Origin of the sequence: Cellulomonas sp. H30R-01 (assembly GCF_010119915.1) — a bacterium.
In the GTDB taxonomy this organism is placed as follows: Bacteria; Actinomycetota; Actinomycetes; order Actinomycetales; family Cellulomonadaceae; genus Cellulomonas; species Cellulomonas algicola.
Map to the genome: position 1 here is coordinate 3,111,438 of NZ_CP048210.1, position 15,133 is coordinate 3,126,570.

The 15,133-nt window shown below is 73.1% G+C and carries 8 protein-coding genes; 2 read left to right on the plus strand and 6 right to left on the minus strand.

The features are described from left to right. Window positions 1–125: 125 nt before the first annotated feature. The 6 genes from GXP71_RS13945 to GXP71_RS13970 form a co-directional block, all read right to left on the minus strand. Entirely contained in the window at window positions 126–401 is a 276-nt protein-coding gene (locus GXP71_RS13945) for a DUF1905 domain-containing protein (protein ID WP_124343557.1), read from the minus strand. 124 nt (window positions 402–525) lie between these two features. Next, on the minus strand, window positions 526–6,360 hold the full coding sequence (locus GXP71_RS20565) for an SGNH/GDSL hydrolase family protein (protein WP_202924251.1): 5,835 nt from the start codon (window positions 6,358–6,360) through the stop codon (window positions 526–528). Between the two features lie 310 nt (window positions 6,361–6,670). After that, window positions 6,671–8,284: a beta-1,3-glucanase family protein gene (locus GXP71_RS13955; protein ID WP_162353138.1), complete on the minus strand. Its 1,614-nt coding sequence runs from the start codon at window positions 8,282–8,284 to the stop codon at window positions 6,671–6,673. 469 nt (window positions 8,285–8,753) lie between these two features. Beyond that, window positions 8,754–9,737, minus strand: coding sequence for a hypothetical protein (locus GXP71_RS13960; RefSeq protein ID WP_162353139.1), 984 nt, complete (start codon window positions 9,735–9,737; stop codon window positions 8,754–8,756). 191 nt (window positions 9,738–9,928) lie between these two features. Next, window positions 9,929–11,080, minus strand: coding sequence for a Gfo/Idh/MocA family protein (locus tag GXP71_RS13965; RefSeq protein WP_162353140.1), 1,152 nt, complete (start codon window positions 11,078–11,080; stop codon window positions 9,929–9,931). Further along, window positions 11,077–13,044 (minus strand): DUF6807 family protein, encoded by a 1,968-nt coding sequence (locus GXP71_RS13970; RefSeq protein WP_162353141.1) that lies wholly within the window; start codon window positions 13,042–13,044, stop codon window positions 11,077–11,079. Before GXP71_RS13970 ends, GXP71_RS13965 begins: the two co-directional genes overlap by 4 nt. A 184-nt stretch (window positions 13,045–13,228) precedes the next feature. Between GXP71_RS13970 and GXP71_RS13975 the strand changes: the two genes are divergently transcribed. Further along, window positions 13,229–14,176: a carbohydrate ABC transporter permease gene (locus tag GXP71_RS13975; protein ID WP_162353142.1), complete on the plus strand. Its 948-nt coding sequence runs from the start codon at window positions 13,229–13,231 to the stop codon at window positions 14,174–14,176. Continuing rightward, complete coding sequence (locus GXP71_RS13980; protein ID WP_124343550.1) at window positions 14,169–15,107, plus strand: carbohydrate ABC transporter permease; 939 nt, start codon at window positions 14,169–14,171, stop codon at window positions 15,105–15,107. The genes GXP71_RS13975 and GXP71_RS13980 overlap by 8 nt, the downstream gene beginning before the upstream one ends. Window positions 15,108–15,133 lie beyond the last annotated feature (26 nt).

Here is a 15,133-nt window from a genome sequence, read left to right on the forward strand (position 1 = left end):
CGGAGACAACGGCTCGAGACTGCGACATCCGTGTCGCGCTCTCGAGCCGTTGTCGCGTCGTCAGGCCGGCAAGGAGCCGGGCGGGGCGCGGTGGACGCGGGCGCCGTCGTCGGCGTCCGTGCGCGTCAGCGCTTCGTGATCGTGACGCGGACGGGGTCGCCGACGTCCTTGCCGAGACGCTTGCGCACCTTCGCGCTCAGCGACACCATGTGCCCGCCGGTCCCCGTGACCATCGCGCCGACGTTCTCCAGCACGACGTCGTCGACGGTCGCGTCGACGCGGACCGTCTTGCCGGTGCCGAAGAACTCCGCCGAGCCAGGGATCTCGACGCAGCTCCAGGTCTCGCCCTTGACCTCCACGCCGATCGTCGTGTCGAACTGCAGCTGCTCGGTCGTCGTCATGCGGACACCGTACGGGGCACCTCGGACGCGCCGACGCCCCACCCGGACGGATCGGGGCGGGGCGTCGAGCGGTGAGAGCACGGGCGGGCCGGTGTCAGCGAGCCGGCCCGCCCGCGCCAGCGCGTCAGCGGCGGACCACCACCTTCAGGTCCGTGCTGCTGGTCGTGCCGGCGGCGTTGGACAGCTCCGCGCGGTAGACGTGCGTCCCGACGGCCCGGCCGGTGACGGTCGTCGTGGCCTTCTGGGCGTTGACGCCGTTCGCGACGAGCGCCTGCGCGTCGACGAGGACGCCGTCCTCGTAGAGCCGGTACTCGGTCGCGTTGGTGCCCCACCACAGGTTGGTCGTGACGGTGTACATCCCGTCGCCGTCCCCGTTGTCGTGGCTCAGCACGGGGGTGGCCGGGTTCGCCTTGCTCACGACGACGGTCAGCGGCGCGGTCGTCGTCGACCCGTGCTGGTTGGTCAGCACCGCGGTGTAGACGTACGTGCCGTTCTTCTTGCCGGCCACCTGGAAGGCGGCGGACTGCGCGGACGGCGTGGCGTCGACCAGGTCCCGTCGCGCGACCTCGACGCCGTTCTCCAGCAGCGTCACCGTGTGGGCGTTCTGCCCCCACCAGACGTTGAGCGCCACGGTGTAGGTCCCGTCGCCGTCCCAGTTGTCCGACGACAGCACCCCGCGGGCCGGTGCACCGGTCGCCGGGCCGGGCACGCGTTCCCCGGGCCCGGGGTCCGCGCCCGTGAGCGCGAGCCGCGGAGCCGCGGGTGTCGTCATGCCGGCACCGAGGAAGTACGACGTGTGCGGCGGCTGGTTGTAGCCGGTGTTCTGCCACGCGACGCCGAGCCGGTACACCGGGTCGGACTGCAGGGTGCGCAGCCGGTGCGGGGTGACGTCGACGGTCGTCGCGATGCGCAGCGCCGAGGAGTCGGCGAGCCGGGTGACGAGCTCCTCGCGCCAGTCGCCGAACAGGTCGGCCTGGAGCGCCGGGGTCCCCTTGGTGCCGTTGTTGGACAGGGTCCCCGTCGCCCGGTAGATCTCCGTGGCGGCTCCGGCTGACGGCGACCACTTCGCGATCGTCGGCACCCCGGTCGTGGTGGTGGTGTCCCAGTCGTGGTCGGTGATCTCCCGCAGCAGGTCGCCGTCCCACCAGGTGAGGAAGTTCGCCGCCGGGATCGACGTCCCGATGAGCGTCCCGTCGGCGGCCCGCAGCTGGCCGGCACGCGAGTTCCACTCGCCGGTGTCGACGACGGCCCACGACTCGGCGCCGGGGTGCGACGCGTCGACGTCCGCCGACGCCCCACGCCCGGTGTCCTTCACCGCCGGCATGGACCACAGCACCTCGCCCGTGCGGGCGTCGCGGAACGTCGCCCCGATGCCCTTCGACGACGGTGCCTCCTCGTGCACCGCGAACACCTCCAGCCCGTCGCGCGACGGGTCGAGGTCGGACACGTGCAGGGCGTCGCCGTGGCCGAGGCCGGTCACGTACAGGGCCTCGCCGTCGTCGTCGACCGTCATGGACCCGAAGACGATCTCGTCCTTCTGGTCCCCGTCGACGTCGGCCACGGACAGGTTGTGGTTGCCCTGGCCCTTGTACCGGTCGCCCTCGACGTCGGAGTCGAACACCCACCGCTGCACCAGCTGCGCGCCGTCGAAGTCGTACGTCGCGATCACGGTGCGCGTGTAGTACCCGCGGCTGACGACGAGCGACGGGTGCTCGCCGTCGAGGTACGCGACCCCCGCGAGGAACCGGTCGACGCGGTTGCCGTACGCGTCGCCCCACGCGGAGACGTCGCCGCGTGCGGGCGTGTAGTCGACGGTGTCGACCGCCGCACCCGAGCGCCCGTCGAACACGGTGAGGAACTCGGGCCCGGTGAGGACGTAGCCGCTGGAGCTGCGGTAGTCGGCACGGGCGTCGCCGATGACGGCGCCCACCCCGTCGACGGTCCCGTCGGCCGTCTTGGCCGTGACCTCCGCGCGCCCGTCGCCGTCCAGGTCGAACACCTGGAACTGCGTGTAGTGCGCGCCCGCCCGGATGTTGCGCCCGAGGTCGATCCGCCACAGCCGCGTGCCGTCGAGCTCGTACGCGTCGAGGTAGACGTTGCCCGTGTAGCCGGCCTGCGAGTTGTCCTTCGAGTTGGACGGGTCCCACTTCACGACGATCTCGTACTGGCCGTCGCCGTCGAGGTCGCCGACCGACGCGTCGTTGGCGTTGTACGTGTACGGCTGGCCGTCCTTCGCGTACGCGTCGGCCGGCTTGTCGAGCGGCACGTCGAGGTGCTGCTCGGACCACGGCCGGAACTCGGGCGTGGCCCACCGCTCGATACCGTCGACGACGCTGCTCACGCGATAGGTCGACGCGGCGGACCCGCCCGCGTCGAGCGTGTTGGTCGAGCCACCGATGGGCGCCCCGGTGATCCGACGGCCGTCCCGGTACACGTGGAACCCGATCGACTCGGGGTCCGTACCGAGCATGCGCCACCCGACGTAGACGCCGCCCTCGACGACCACCGCGACGGGCGACCGGTCGAGCCGCTCCGCCTGCCGCGACAGGGTGGTGACGGCGGGCGACGTGACGGGCAGCGACTGCGCGGACACCCCACCGGCGTTCACCGAGGCGACGCGGTAGGAGTACGCGATCGTCGTCAGGACCGTCGTGTCGGTCCAGGACGCGGTCGACGCCCGACCGACGAGCTCGTACGGCCCGCTCACCGACTCCGACCGGTACAGCTGGTAGAACAGCGCGCCGTCGACGGGTGCCCAGCGGACGGTCACGTCGTTCTTGTTCACCGCGCCCAGGGTCACCGGGAACGGCACGCCCGCGACCGGCACGGACGGGTCGACGGTGGTCACGTCGAGCACGTCGGTCGGCACGGACTCCGCCCCCGACGGGTCGAGCGCGACCACGTGGTACCGGTAGGCGAGGCCGACGTCAGCGGTGGTGTCGACGAACGCGACGTCCGTCGTCTCGCCGATCGCCACCGGAGCCGCAGCCCCGGACGCCTGCCGGTACACGCGGTACCCGGCGGAGTCGTCGGTGCCGGTCCACGACAGCGCGACGGAGACGGCCGCGCCGTCGATCGACACCCCGTCGAGCACGAGGTCCTGCGGTGCGAGCAGCAGCGGCGTGATCTCGACGCCGTTGAGCCGCGACGACGAGCCGGTCATGACGATCGAGAGCTGACCGTCGGTGACGAGCACGGGCTGGCTGACCTTCTCGGAGACCGCGCCGGCGCCCGCGTTCGACGCACCCCAGTCCTTGCCCTCGATCTGCACGTTCGAGCGCGACGTGCCGATCCAGTCGCCGTTGTAGGTCTTGACCGCGTACGAGCCGTCGGGGACGTCGACCGCGAGCACGTGCTGCGGCCCGGGCAGCAGGAAGTCCCGCTGGAGGTCGTTCGGCGGCGTCGGGAAGTTCGTGCCGCGGTCGCGACCACCCATGCCCGTCGGGTCGAGCCAGCCCCACCCGGTCTCGGGCGTGTAGCGGCTGTTCTGGTTGACCTCGACGTAGCCCGGCATGACGGGCGAGCCGGCGAGCTGCACGTCGAACTTGTACAGCGCGGCCTTCGTCGTGACGCGGACCGTGGCGCTCGGCGCGGACTCGCCGCGACCGTTCACCGCCGTGACGCGCAGGTCGTACGACGCACCCTCGACGAGCCCGCCGACGGCCGCCTGCGCGAGCGTCGACGTCGCGACCAGCGCGTACGCGTCGTCCCCGGCCGCCGCGTCCTTGCGGTAGACGCGGTAGACGTCCGCACCCTCGACGGGCGTCCACGTGAGCTGCACGCCCGCGTTCGAGACGTTGCCCGCGACGACGCCCGCGGGCGCGTCCGGCACGGTCGCCGGCGGCTCGAAGCCCTCGACCTCACCGGCCAGCGGCACGTCGAGCGCGGCGACGTCCGTCGCGACGAGCCGCGCCATCTGGATCGCGCCGTACTCCTGGAAGTGCGTGTCGTCGACCGTGCCCGCGGGCCGCCCCGGGTACACGCCCGCGGGGACGTGCAGGAACACCGCCTTCGCGGCCTCCGGCCCGATCTCGTCGAGGTACGCCCTGCTGGACGCGGACAGGTCGACGAGCGGCGTGCCCGTCTCGGCGGCCAGCGCCGTGGCGGCAGCGACGTACTCGGGGAACGAGACGTTGAACCGGCCCGTCGTCGCGTCGAACGAGCGCCGCGACACCGGCGTCACGAGCACGGGCGTCGCGCCGCGCTGCCGCGCACCGTCGACGTAGGTGCGCAGGTACTCGCGGTAGTCGGCGGGTGCCGCGTACCGGTCGTCGACGCCGTACGAGTTGTCGTTGTGGCCGAACTGCACGAACAGGTAGTCGCCCGGCTTGATCAGCCGCAGCACCTCGTCGAGCCGGCCCTGGCTGATGAAGTTCTTCGACGAGCGGCCGCCGATCGCGCGGTTGTCGACGACCACGTCGTCCGACAGGTAGCGGTCGATCATCTGGCCCCAGCCGGCCTGCGGCGCGTAGTCCGCCGTGTACGACTGCACCGTCGAGTCGCCGGTCACCCACACCGTCGGCTTCGGACCCGCGGTGCGCGGCGACTGATGCCGGATCGTGAGCGCGTTGAGCTTCGGGGCGCTCCCCGCGACATCGAGGTTGAGCTGTCCGTCGACGACCGCGATGTCGAACGACATCTCGAGGAACTGCCCGGCGGGCTTCGCGGTCGTCGCGACCTTCGCCATCTGCTCGGCGGTGATCGCGATCTCCGACGCCTCCGTCGCGTCGCCCGCGACCAGGTCGACCGTGTAGTCGCCGGCCGGCAGGTCGACGACGAGCTCGGTGTCGCCGACCGTGACGAAGTCGGAGCGCAGCGCGTCGGCCGTGCCGCGGTCGGTCGCGGTGACCTGCGACGGGTCGACGAACCCGGCGCGCGTCGTCGGGCCGTACGCGGTCGTGGCGTCGAGGCGCGTGCTGCCGGGGACGAGCGCACCGCTGCCGAGGTCGAACGCGAGCACCCCGTCGGCGGGGAGCGTCGGGTCGGGGACGCCGTCGCCCGCGAGGCTGCTCACGGCGGCCGCGGACGGCACCGACGCGCCCGTCGCGGTCAGCGTCTGCACCCGGTACCAGTGCGTCGTGGTCGTGTCGACGGACGCGTCCGTCGCGAACACGTCGCGGGTCGTCCGGGCGACCTCGGTGTACGGGCCGGCGAGCGCGTCGGCGCGCGTCAGCACGTAGCCGGTCGCGCCTGCGACCTCGTTCCAGCGCAGCGTCGCCGTGCCCGGGGCGACGTGCGCGAGGCGCAACGCGGTGGGTGCGGCGATCGCGGGGTCCGGCGTCGGCTCGGGGTCCGGGTCGGGGTCCGTCCCGGGTTCGCCGGCGACGGCGGTGACGACGACCGCGTTGACGTAGCCGCCCGCGCCCGCGCCGGTGACGCCGAGCGTGAGCTGGCCGTCGGCGACCGTCGTGCGCCACGTCCCCTCGACCGCGACCTGCTTGGTCTTGAGCGTCCCGGCCGTCGCGCCCTCGAGCGTGAGGTTCGTCGTGGTCGTGCTCGACGACGCGAGCAGGTCGCCCGAGCGGACCGTCACGTCGTAGGTGCCGTTCGGCACGTCGACGACGAAGGACCAGGCCGTCGCGAGGACGAAGTCGCGGTCGGCGGCGTCGGTCGCGCCGCGGTCGCGCGAGATCGGGACGACACCGTCGGCGGGGACGACGCCGAAGCCTGTCGACGCGTCGTAGCGGGTGGCCTCGGTGACCTGGCGGTAGCCGTCGGCCACCGGGCTGGTCGCGGTGCCGAGGTCGAACTTCCAGACGGCCGGGTCGGCGGCGTGCGCGGGGAGCGCGACGGCCGCCAGGGTGCCGGTCGCGAGGGCGGTGGTGAACCCGACGGCGGCGGCCGCGCGACGGCGGGCGTGGGGGCGCCGTGCGTGGTGGGCGGACGAGGAGGGCGCAGGGCGCGGCGTCGGTTCGGGTGCGGGTTCGGGCAGGGGTGTCCGGGGACGGGTGGGGCGCATGCGTCACCTTCGTGTCTCGTCGTTGAGAGCAGGGTCGGACGGGCTGCGCGAGAGTCTGAATCGGTTCAATCGCGCGACCAGGTCATTCCTACCCAGCCGTCGCCGGATGCCGCAAGAGGGACGCGGAAAGTAGTGGAAAGCGCTCACCCTGTGGACGTCCCGCCCCCCGCTCACGCTCCGGACGCGCAGGAGGCCGCCCCGCACGACGCGGGACGGCCTCCTGGTGTCGCGGGTGCCGGTCGAGACCGGTCGCCGCCGACGTGGTGCGCTCAGCGCGACGCCCTCCCCGTCGCCGCGCGCGTGAGCACCGTCAGCGCAGCGTCCATCGCTGCGCGCCGGAGCCGTTGCAGTCCCAGATCTGCACCTGCGTGCCGGCGGTCGTCGACCCGCTGGGGATGTCGAGGCACCGGCCCGACTGCGGGTTGCGGTAGGACCCGTTCGACTGCGGGATCCAGACCTGCGCGCCCGTGCTGTTGCAGTCCCAGAGCTGGACCTTCGTGCCGTTGCCCGTGGCGCCGCCCGCGATGTCGAGGCACTTGCCCTGCACGCGCAGCGTGCTGCCCGCCTCGACGAACGACCACTGCTGCGCGACGGTCCCGTTGCAGCCCCAGATCTGGATCTTGTTGCCGTTCGCCGTGCTCCGGTTGTCGTTGTCGAGGCACATGCCGTTGGCGTTGACGAACGCACCCGCGGTCGTCCCGCCGCCACCGCCGCCACCCGTGCCGCCGCCCGTGAACGGGCTGAGGACCAGGCCGGCCGAGCGGGGGTCGCCGTCGTGCACGAGCGACTCGAACGCGCCGACGTCGTCGAACGCGAACGCGTACGCCTTGCCGTCGGCCATCGCCGCGTGGATCGCCTTGGCGTACTGGTTGGTGGGGTTGCTCTTGTAGAAGTCGGCCGCGTTGGTGCTCGGCTGCGTGTCGACCGTGCCGAGCGTCCCCCGGTTCAGGGCCGCGCACAGCGTGCGGGCGATCGGCCCGACGACCTGGTCGTTCGGTGCGTGCAGTTTCCCGTCGCAGCCCCAGACGTCGGCGCTGCTGGGCTTGCTGAACGACGCGACCTCGGCGCCCGACGTGTTCGTGAACCGCATGACGTCGCCGCTCGTGCGACCGAAGTACTTGAGGTTCGGCTGGTCGCCGAAGGGCACGACGGTCAGCGTCTTCGACGTGTACGCGTTCCACGCGGACGTGATGTACGGGTCGAGGTACGTGGCGCTCAGCAGGCCGGTCCCGGCCGCCTTGCCCGGCGCGAGCACGCGCAGCACCGTGCCGTCGGAGCGCGTCACGACGCTGCCCGACCAGCCCGGCTGGGACTTGAGGGCGTTGATGACCTGGTCGCGACCGTTCGCGACGACGTCGCCCGTCCGCTTCGTCGCGCCGCTCGCGCCCGTGACCGTCACGGCGTGCGGGATCGCGAACATGTCGACCTGCGAGCTGTTCAGCCACAGCCCGGCGTCGTTGTACGTGAGCTCGCTCCAGTCGAACAGCACGTCGCGGCTCGCGTCGCCGCCGGCCCACGGCGCAGGCTGCACGAGCCCGTCGGGCGTGAGGAAGAACGGCAGCTTGGCGCCCATGGAGAAGTAGATGCGGCCGGAGAACCCGCGCGGCACGTTGATGGTCCGCGTGCTGCCGTTGCCGGGACCCGCGATGGAGACGTCGGGTGCGGGCGACGGCGGGTTGGAGCCCGCGGGCCACGGCGTGAACGTGCCGCCCGCGTTGACGTAGCCGAGGCGGCCCGTCGCGAGGTTGGTGCCGAGCACGTACAGGTGGACCGCGTCGCCGCGTCCCGTGCTGTTGGTGACGGTGACGGGCAGCACCGACGGGCCGACGGCCTGGGCGGCCGTGGTGCCGGTGAGCGTGAGGGGGACCGCGAGGGTCGCCGCGGCGAGGACGCCGACGAGCGCTCTCAGTCTGCCGATCTGCATCTGATGACCTTCCGGGGGAGGTGGTCGAGAGGTGTCCGGCCGCGCCCGGAGGTCCGGCACGGCGACGATGACACGTGTCACCCGACCGTCGCCGCGACGCCGCGAGGGCGTCGTGCGGTGGTCGGGCGCGTGGAGAGGGACGGACGTCCCGCTCGGGAGGCGCTCCGCAGGGGAGGGCGTGCGGGTCCTGCACCCCGCCACGGCGACGGTCACCGGGCGGGCATCGGTCCCCGCGCCGACGTCGGGTCGCCGCGGGTGCGCGCCGCTCGCCGGACGGGCGACGATGCCCGGCGACGGTCGGCCGCGGTGCTGCCACGTCACCTGCCGACGAGCCCGACCAGCACCACCTTTGGTTACTGACAGGCAGGTAAGCGCGATGACCCGAGTCATCCTGTCGTTCACCCGAATGGCCGTCAAGGCGCCCGTGGTCACCGGTCCGCCGGGTCACCCGGGAGCGTGACGCCCCGCGTCAGCCCGTCGACCACCCGCACGACGCAGCGACGAGGTCGTACACCGACCCGCGCAGCGCGTCCGACGACGGCACGTAGAACACCGGCTGGTCGACCCCGTCGACCCGCGCGTGCACCCCGAAGAACGTGCCGCGCTTGTCCTCCGCGACGGCGTGCGGGTCGCACCGGCTCGGCACGACCGGCAGCACGACCGTCGTCCCGCCGGCCAGCGCCGCGGTGTCGACCGCGACCGGCCAGTCGTTCGTCAGGTCCGCGGGGATCACCAGGTTCGTCCGGTCCACCTGCCACACCTCGACCCGCGGACCACCCGCGACCGGCTCGACGTGGAGCGTCAGGCTCCCGACCAGGCGTCCGTCGACCGGGTGCCGGGGCAGGTCGTCGTCGAGCCACAGCCGCGCCCCCGCCGCCACCGCGAGCGTCGCGCAGTCCTCCCCGTGGATTCGCGCAAGGTGCCCCTGCGGGTCCTCCGGCGTCACGACCACCGTCCCGGCACGCCCGTCGGCGTCGACGACGTCGAGCTCGACCTGCGCACCGTCGGTCCCGGCACCCGTCGCATCGTCGGCGGCAGCCGTCCCGCCGACCGTCACCGGGCAGACGGGATCGCCGAGCGGGACCGACAGGTCGCGGTCGACGCCCGCCCGCACGTCGCGGCCCCGGTCGCTCGACGCGTCCCCCTCGACGGTCGGCGAGCGCAGCCTCGCCCGCTCGACGGTCACGTCGACCGTCCCGGTGTTCGCGACGCGGACCTGCACCACCCGCCGGCCCCAGTCGGCGCGCGACTGCCGGATCTCGACCGCGAGCGCCGCAGTCACGTCGTCGGGCAGCGCCGCGGCCGTCCCCCGAACGGCGGAGCCGGCCGACCCGGACGCCCCGGGCGTCCCGTCGCCACCGGACCGGTCGCGCCCACCGTCGCCCGTGCAGCCCGCGACCACCGCCGCGACGACGAGCACCGCGACGGCCCCTCCACCGGCCCACCGCCTCACGCGCCGATCCTCGCGCACCGCGCCCACCCCGTCACCTGCCGGGCCGAGCACTCACCCACCGTGCCGAGCCGGCGCTCACCGCGCTACGCCGCACCCTCCGGCGCCGAGCCGCCACCCTCCGCGCCGGGGTCGCGCGCTCCCGTCGAGATCGTGAGGTGGGACCCACGACCTCGCCACGAGGGTCCGGGTGGTCAGGCGTCCCGGGTCCAGGGGGCGCCGAGGGCGGTGAAGGTGCGGCCCTCGGCGGCGACGCGCTCGCACCAGTCGGCGACGTCCGTGACGACCGGCCAGGCGTCGGGCCCGCTCCCCCGCCATGTGAGGTGCTCGGCCGCGATCGGCGACGGGTCGGGCGCGGTGCGCACGGCCTCGAGCACGCGCATGAAGGCGCCGGTGTCGGCGACGGAGCACCGCAGCGGCACGTCGTCGGACCGGCGCGCGTCGAGCAGCTGCGTGAGGAGGTCGACGCGCCCCGTGGTGATGCGGCGCGTGCCGCGCGGCGAGCGCACCTCGATCGCGTCCTGCTCGTAGAACAGGGTGAGCGAGCCCTGCGTCCCGGTGACGAGCACGCGCGCGGGTGTGCGCTCGGGTGCGCAGACGGTGAGCCCGGCGGCGACGCGCTGACCGGTGCGGGTGGTGACGACGACGGACGACGTGTCGTCGGCCTCGATGTCGTGCGCGTGGAACAGGTCGACCTCGACGTCGGCGACGTCCTCGACGGTCCGCGCCCCGGCGACCAGCAGCGCGGTCGCGACGGCGTGCGCGAGCGGGTTGGTGACGACGCCGTCGACGATTTCGACGCCGTCGAGCGTGCGTCGTCCGGCCCACGCGGCGCGCTGGTAGTAGGCGACGGTGCGGACCCAGGTGCCGACGGCCCCGACGGACACGACGTCGCCGAGCTCGCCGGACGCGACGATCCGCACGACCTCGTCGACGGCGCCCGACCCGAACGTCTGGAACCCGACCTGGCAGCGGCGGCCCGTCTCCGCGACGACGTCCAGCAGGGCCGCGTGCTCGGCGAGCGATGCGGTCGTCGGCTTCTCGAGCAGCACGTCGCACCCGGCGCGCAGCGCGGCGGACGCGAGCGGCAGGTGCGTGGGGATGGGGGTGGACAGGACGACGACGTCGGGCCGCTGCACCTCGAGCAGCGCGTCGAGCGACGGGAACCACGGGGTGCCGGGCGGCACGTCGGTGACGCCGTCGACGGGTCGCGGGTCGACGACGCCGGACAGCACGGCCCGACGGTCGGAGGCGAGCGCGGCGACGCGCCGGACGTGCGACGCCCCGTGCCCGTGCACGCCGACGACGGCCACGCGCGCGAGGTCGAGCGCGGCGGGCGCACTCACGCCCACACCTCGGCGGCGAGCGCGGCGGCCTCGTCCTGCGTGAGCGCGCGGTCGACGACGACGGCGGCGAGCCCGGCGCGGAGCACGTCGCCCGCGGGCACCGCGACGGGTGCGTCCCACGCGAGCGCGGGCCCGGCGCCGACGTACTCGGCGACGCGCACGAACCACGGCCGTGCCTCGTCGGCGCCCTGGACGAGCAGCAGCGTGGTGGTGCGCGCCTCGCGCCGCTGGACGAACGCGAGCCACGGCGACCGGCTGCCGTGCACGGCCTCCTCGCCGACGAGCCCTTCCCCGAGGACGGTCGTGAGGTCGGCGGACGGCAGCCGCCAGAACAGCCCGCCGTACCCGGCGCCGGGGCGGCCGTTGGTCGCGGGGCTCTCGATCCGCAGGTCGCCGTGCTCGGCGCGCAGCTCGGTGGTCCAGCGCAGCGCCCAGCCGCGCTCGTCGGGCAGAGCGCGGGCACTGAGCCGGCGGTCCTCGCGCAGCAGCGGTCGGTCGCGCTCGTCGCGCCACAGCACGTCGTCGACCAGCGTGGAGCCGTCGTCGTCGAGCCGGACGCCGGTCGACACCTGGCGGCCGTGGTTCGGCAGGAGGGTCGGGCCCTCGTCGCGCAGGAAGGTGCGGCCGCCCCAGTAGGACGTGCCGTTGACGACGGGCACCGCGACGGAGACGCCGTAGTGGTGCCGGTGGTCGACGGGGCTGGTCTGCGTGAGGGCGGTCCCGGCGGCGGTGTGCACGGGGTGCAGGAACGGCCGGGGCGAGTGCACGGGCGGGATCGTGTCACCGGGCTCGTAGCGCGCGAGCGGCGTCGCGGCGCCGGGGCGGGCGCCGGTGCGGACGGTGGCGGACAGGACGTGCGCACGTCCGTCGGTGGTCCAGCGCGGGGCGGACTGCACGTGCGGCTCTCCCGGACGGTCGGTGACGGGCTGGGTGCGGCGGCGCAGCCGGACCGCGGGGGGCACGGGGCCGGTGCTGGCGCGCACGGCGAGCAGCGGCCGGATCAGCGGCGGGGTGGGGTCGACGTCGTCGCCCGCGGCGGACCGGCGCAGGTGCTCCCACGCGAGGCGGCCGAGCTCGACCTGCGGGACGGTCGCGGTCGTGAGCGACGGGGTCGCGTACCGCGCGAGCTCGATGTCGTCGAAGCCGGTGATGGACAGGTCGCCGGGGACGGCGACGCCGAGCTCGTTGAGCCGCGCGAGCAGTCCGAACGCGACGAGGTCGTTGTAGGCGACGACGGCGGTGGCGCGCGACGCGAGCACGTCCTGCGCGGCGGCGTACCCGGAGTCGACGGACGAGCCGGCGGGCATCTCGGACAGGCGCAGGTCCTCGCGGCGGGCCGCGGCGACGCGCAGCGCCTCGAGCCGCGCGGAGTGCGAGGCGCTGCTGGTCGGGCCGGCGAGGTAGAGCAGGTGCCGGTGCCCGAGCCGCGCGAGGTGGTCGACGATCTGCTCGATGCCGTCGGCGTAGTCGATGCCGAGGGTCGGGGTGGTGCCGTCGGGGGCGCGGTTGACGACGACGACGGGCTCGATCTCGGGGAGCAGCGCGCGCAGCGTCGGCTCGGGCATCCGCGGGGAGACGAGCACGACGGCGTCGCAGCGCAGGCGCGCGTCGAGCGCGACCTTCTCCTCGTCGACGCTGTCCTCGGCCGTGTCGGCGACGAGGACGCGGTAGCCGCTCTCGGAGGCCGCGGACGCGACGCCGCGGAGCACCTGCTGGAACATCGGGTTCGCGAGGTCGGGCACGACGACGGCGACGGTCTCCGTGCGGCCCAGCGACAGGCTGCGCGCGACGTTGCTCGGCCGGTAGTGGAGCTGGTCGGCGACCTCGCGCACACGGGACGCCAGCTCGGCGTCGACGGTCGTCCGGCCGTTCATCACGCGCGAGACCGTGGCGCGCGAGACCCCCGCGATGCGCGCGACCTCCGCGATGGTCGGCGCGGTGCGCGCCCACCCGTTCTGCGTCACTGCAGTCCTCCACCGGGTCGTTCCCGTCCGACCCGCGGGCGTGCGGTGCTCGCCCCCGGGTACGGTTCGTGGCCGAACATACACCACAGGAAACCGGTTCCCAAGGCGCTCGGCCGGTGCTACGGTACCCAATCGGGAACCGGTTTCCCGCTGCAACGCCGATGCACAACGAGGTGGTCGACGCATGTCGGTAGTAAGTGAGTTCCGGCGAACGACCGGGAAGCGAGGAGCCGCGGGCACCGCCCGTGGCGTCACGGGACGGGGCGAGGGCAAGGTCGCCGCCGTCTTCCTCGCGCCGTGGTTCCTCGGGCTGTTCCTCATCACCATCGGGCCGATGGTCATGTCCCTGTACCTGTCCTTCACGGAGTACCGGCTGCTCAAGCCGCCGACGTGGATCGGGCTGGAGAACTACACGCGGATGTTCGAGGACCCCCGGCTCCTCAACTCCCTCAAGGTCACGTTCACGTACGTGCTGACGGCGGTCCCGCTGCAGCTGATCGTCGCCCTCGGGCTCGCGATGCTGCTCGACCGCGGGCTGCGCGGCCTGTCGTTCTACCGCTCCGTGTTCTACCTGCCGTCGCTGCTGGGCGGCTCGGTCGCCGTCGCGATCCTGTGGCGCCAGGTGTTCGGCGCGGAGGGCCTCGTCAACGCGTTCCTCGCGCTGTTCGGCGTCCAGGGCAAGGGGTGGGTCTCCGACCCCGACACCGCGCTGTGGACGCTCGTCGCCCTGCACGTCTGGACGTTCGGCGCCCCGATGATCATCTTCCTCGCGGGCCTGCGGCAGATCCCGGAGATGTACTACGAGGCCGCGTCGATCGACGGCGCCGGCAAGGTGCGGCAGTTCCGCAGCATCACCATCCCGCTGCTCACGCCGATCATCTTCTTCAACCTCGTGCTCCAGGTCATCGGCGCGTTCCAGAGCTTCACGCAGGCGTTCGTCGTCTCCGGCGGCACCGGCGGACCGGCCGACTCGACGATGTTCTACACGCTCTACCTCTACCAGAAGGGCTTCACGGCCCTGCAGATGGGCTACGCCTCCGCGATGGCGTGGCTGCTGGTGCTCATCGTCGCCGCCATGACGGCACTCAACTTCCTCGCCTCCAAGTATTGGGTCTTCTACGGTGATGACTGACCTCCAGATGCGCCCCGACCCCGCCGCGGGCGTCCACGCCTCGCGCGCCGACGCCCGCCACGACGGCGGCAAGACGCCCGTCCTGCGGACCCGCTCCCCCTGGCCGTCGCGCTGGCGCGCCTTCCTCAAGCACGTGGGCCTGATCGCGCTCGCGCTGATCATGCTGTACCCGCTGATCTGGCTGCTGGTGAGCTCGTTCAAGCCGAGCGAGCTGATCTTCCGGGACGTGTCGCTCATCCCGTCGGAGATCGACACGACCAACTACACCGCGGGCTGGAACGCGCTGCAGTACCCGTTCAGCCGCTACCTGCTGAACTCGGCGCTCATCGTCCTCGGCTCGCTGCTCGGGAACCTCGTGAGCTGCTCGATGGCGGCCTACGCGTTCGCGCGGCTGCAGTTCAAGGGCCGGCAGCTGTGGTTCGCGATCATGCTCATGTCGATCATGCTGCCGATCCACGTGATCATCGTCCCGCAGTACGTGCTGTTCTCCCGGCTCGAGTGGATCAACACGTTCCTGCCGCTGATCGTGCCGAAGCTGCTGGCCACGGACGCGTTCTTCATCTTCCTCATGGTCCAGTTCTTCCGCGGCATCCCGAAGGAGCTGGACGAGGCCGCGCGCCTCGACGGCGCCGGGCACGGCCGCATCTACCTGCAGATCATGCTGCCGCTGTCGATGCCGGCCCTCGCGACGACCGCGATCTTCACGTTCATCTGGACGTGGAACGACTTCTTCAGCCAGCTGATCTTCCTCACCCGACCGGACATGTACACGGCACCGGTCGCCCTGCGCACGTTCATCGACGCCACGGGCCAGAGCTCGTGGGGACCGATGTTCGCGATGTCGATCGTCTCCCTCCTGCCCGTCTTCCTCGCGTTCCTGTTCGGCCAGAAGTACCTGGTCAAGGGCATCGCGACGACAGGCATCAAGTAGCACCCGGGCTCGCGCCCGGCCGCAGT

What these genes read in the sequence shown, in the direction of transcription:
- GXP71_RS13945 (WP_124343557.1), bottom strand. Translation starts at nt 401, where the DNA reads ATGACGACGACCGAGCAGCTGCAGTTCGACACGACGATCGGCGTGGAG.
- GXP71_RS20565 (WP_202924251.1), bottom strand. Translation starts at nt 6,360, where the DNA reads ATGCGCCCCACCCGTCCCCGGACACCCCTGCCCGAACCCGCACCCGAA.
- GXP71_RS13955 (WP_162353138.1), bottom strand. Translation starts at nt 8,284, where the DNA reads ATGCAGATCGGCAGACTGAGAGCGCTCGTCGGCGTCCTCGCCGCGGCG.
- GXP71_RS13975 (WP_162353142.1), top strand. Translation starts at nt 13,229, where the DNA reads ATGTCGGTAGTAAGTGAGTTCCGGCGAACGACCGGGAAGCGAGGAGCC.
- GXP71_RS13980 (WP_124343550.1), top strand. Translation starts at nt 14,169, where the DNA reads ATGACTGACCTCCAGATGCGCCCCGACCCCGCCGCGGGCGTCCACGCC.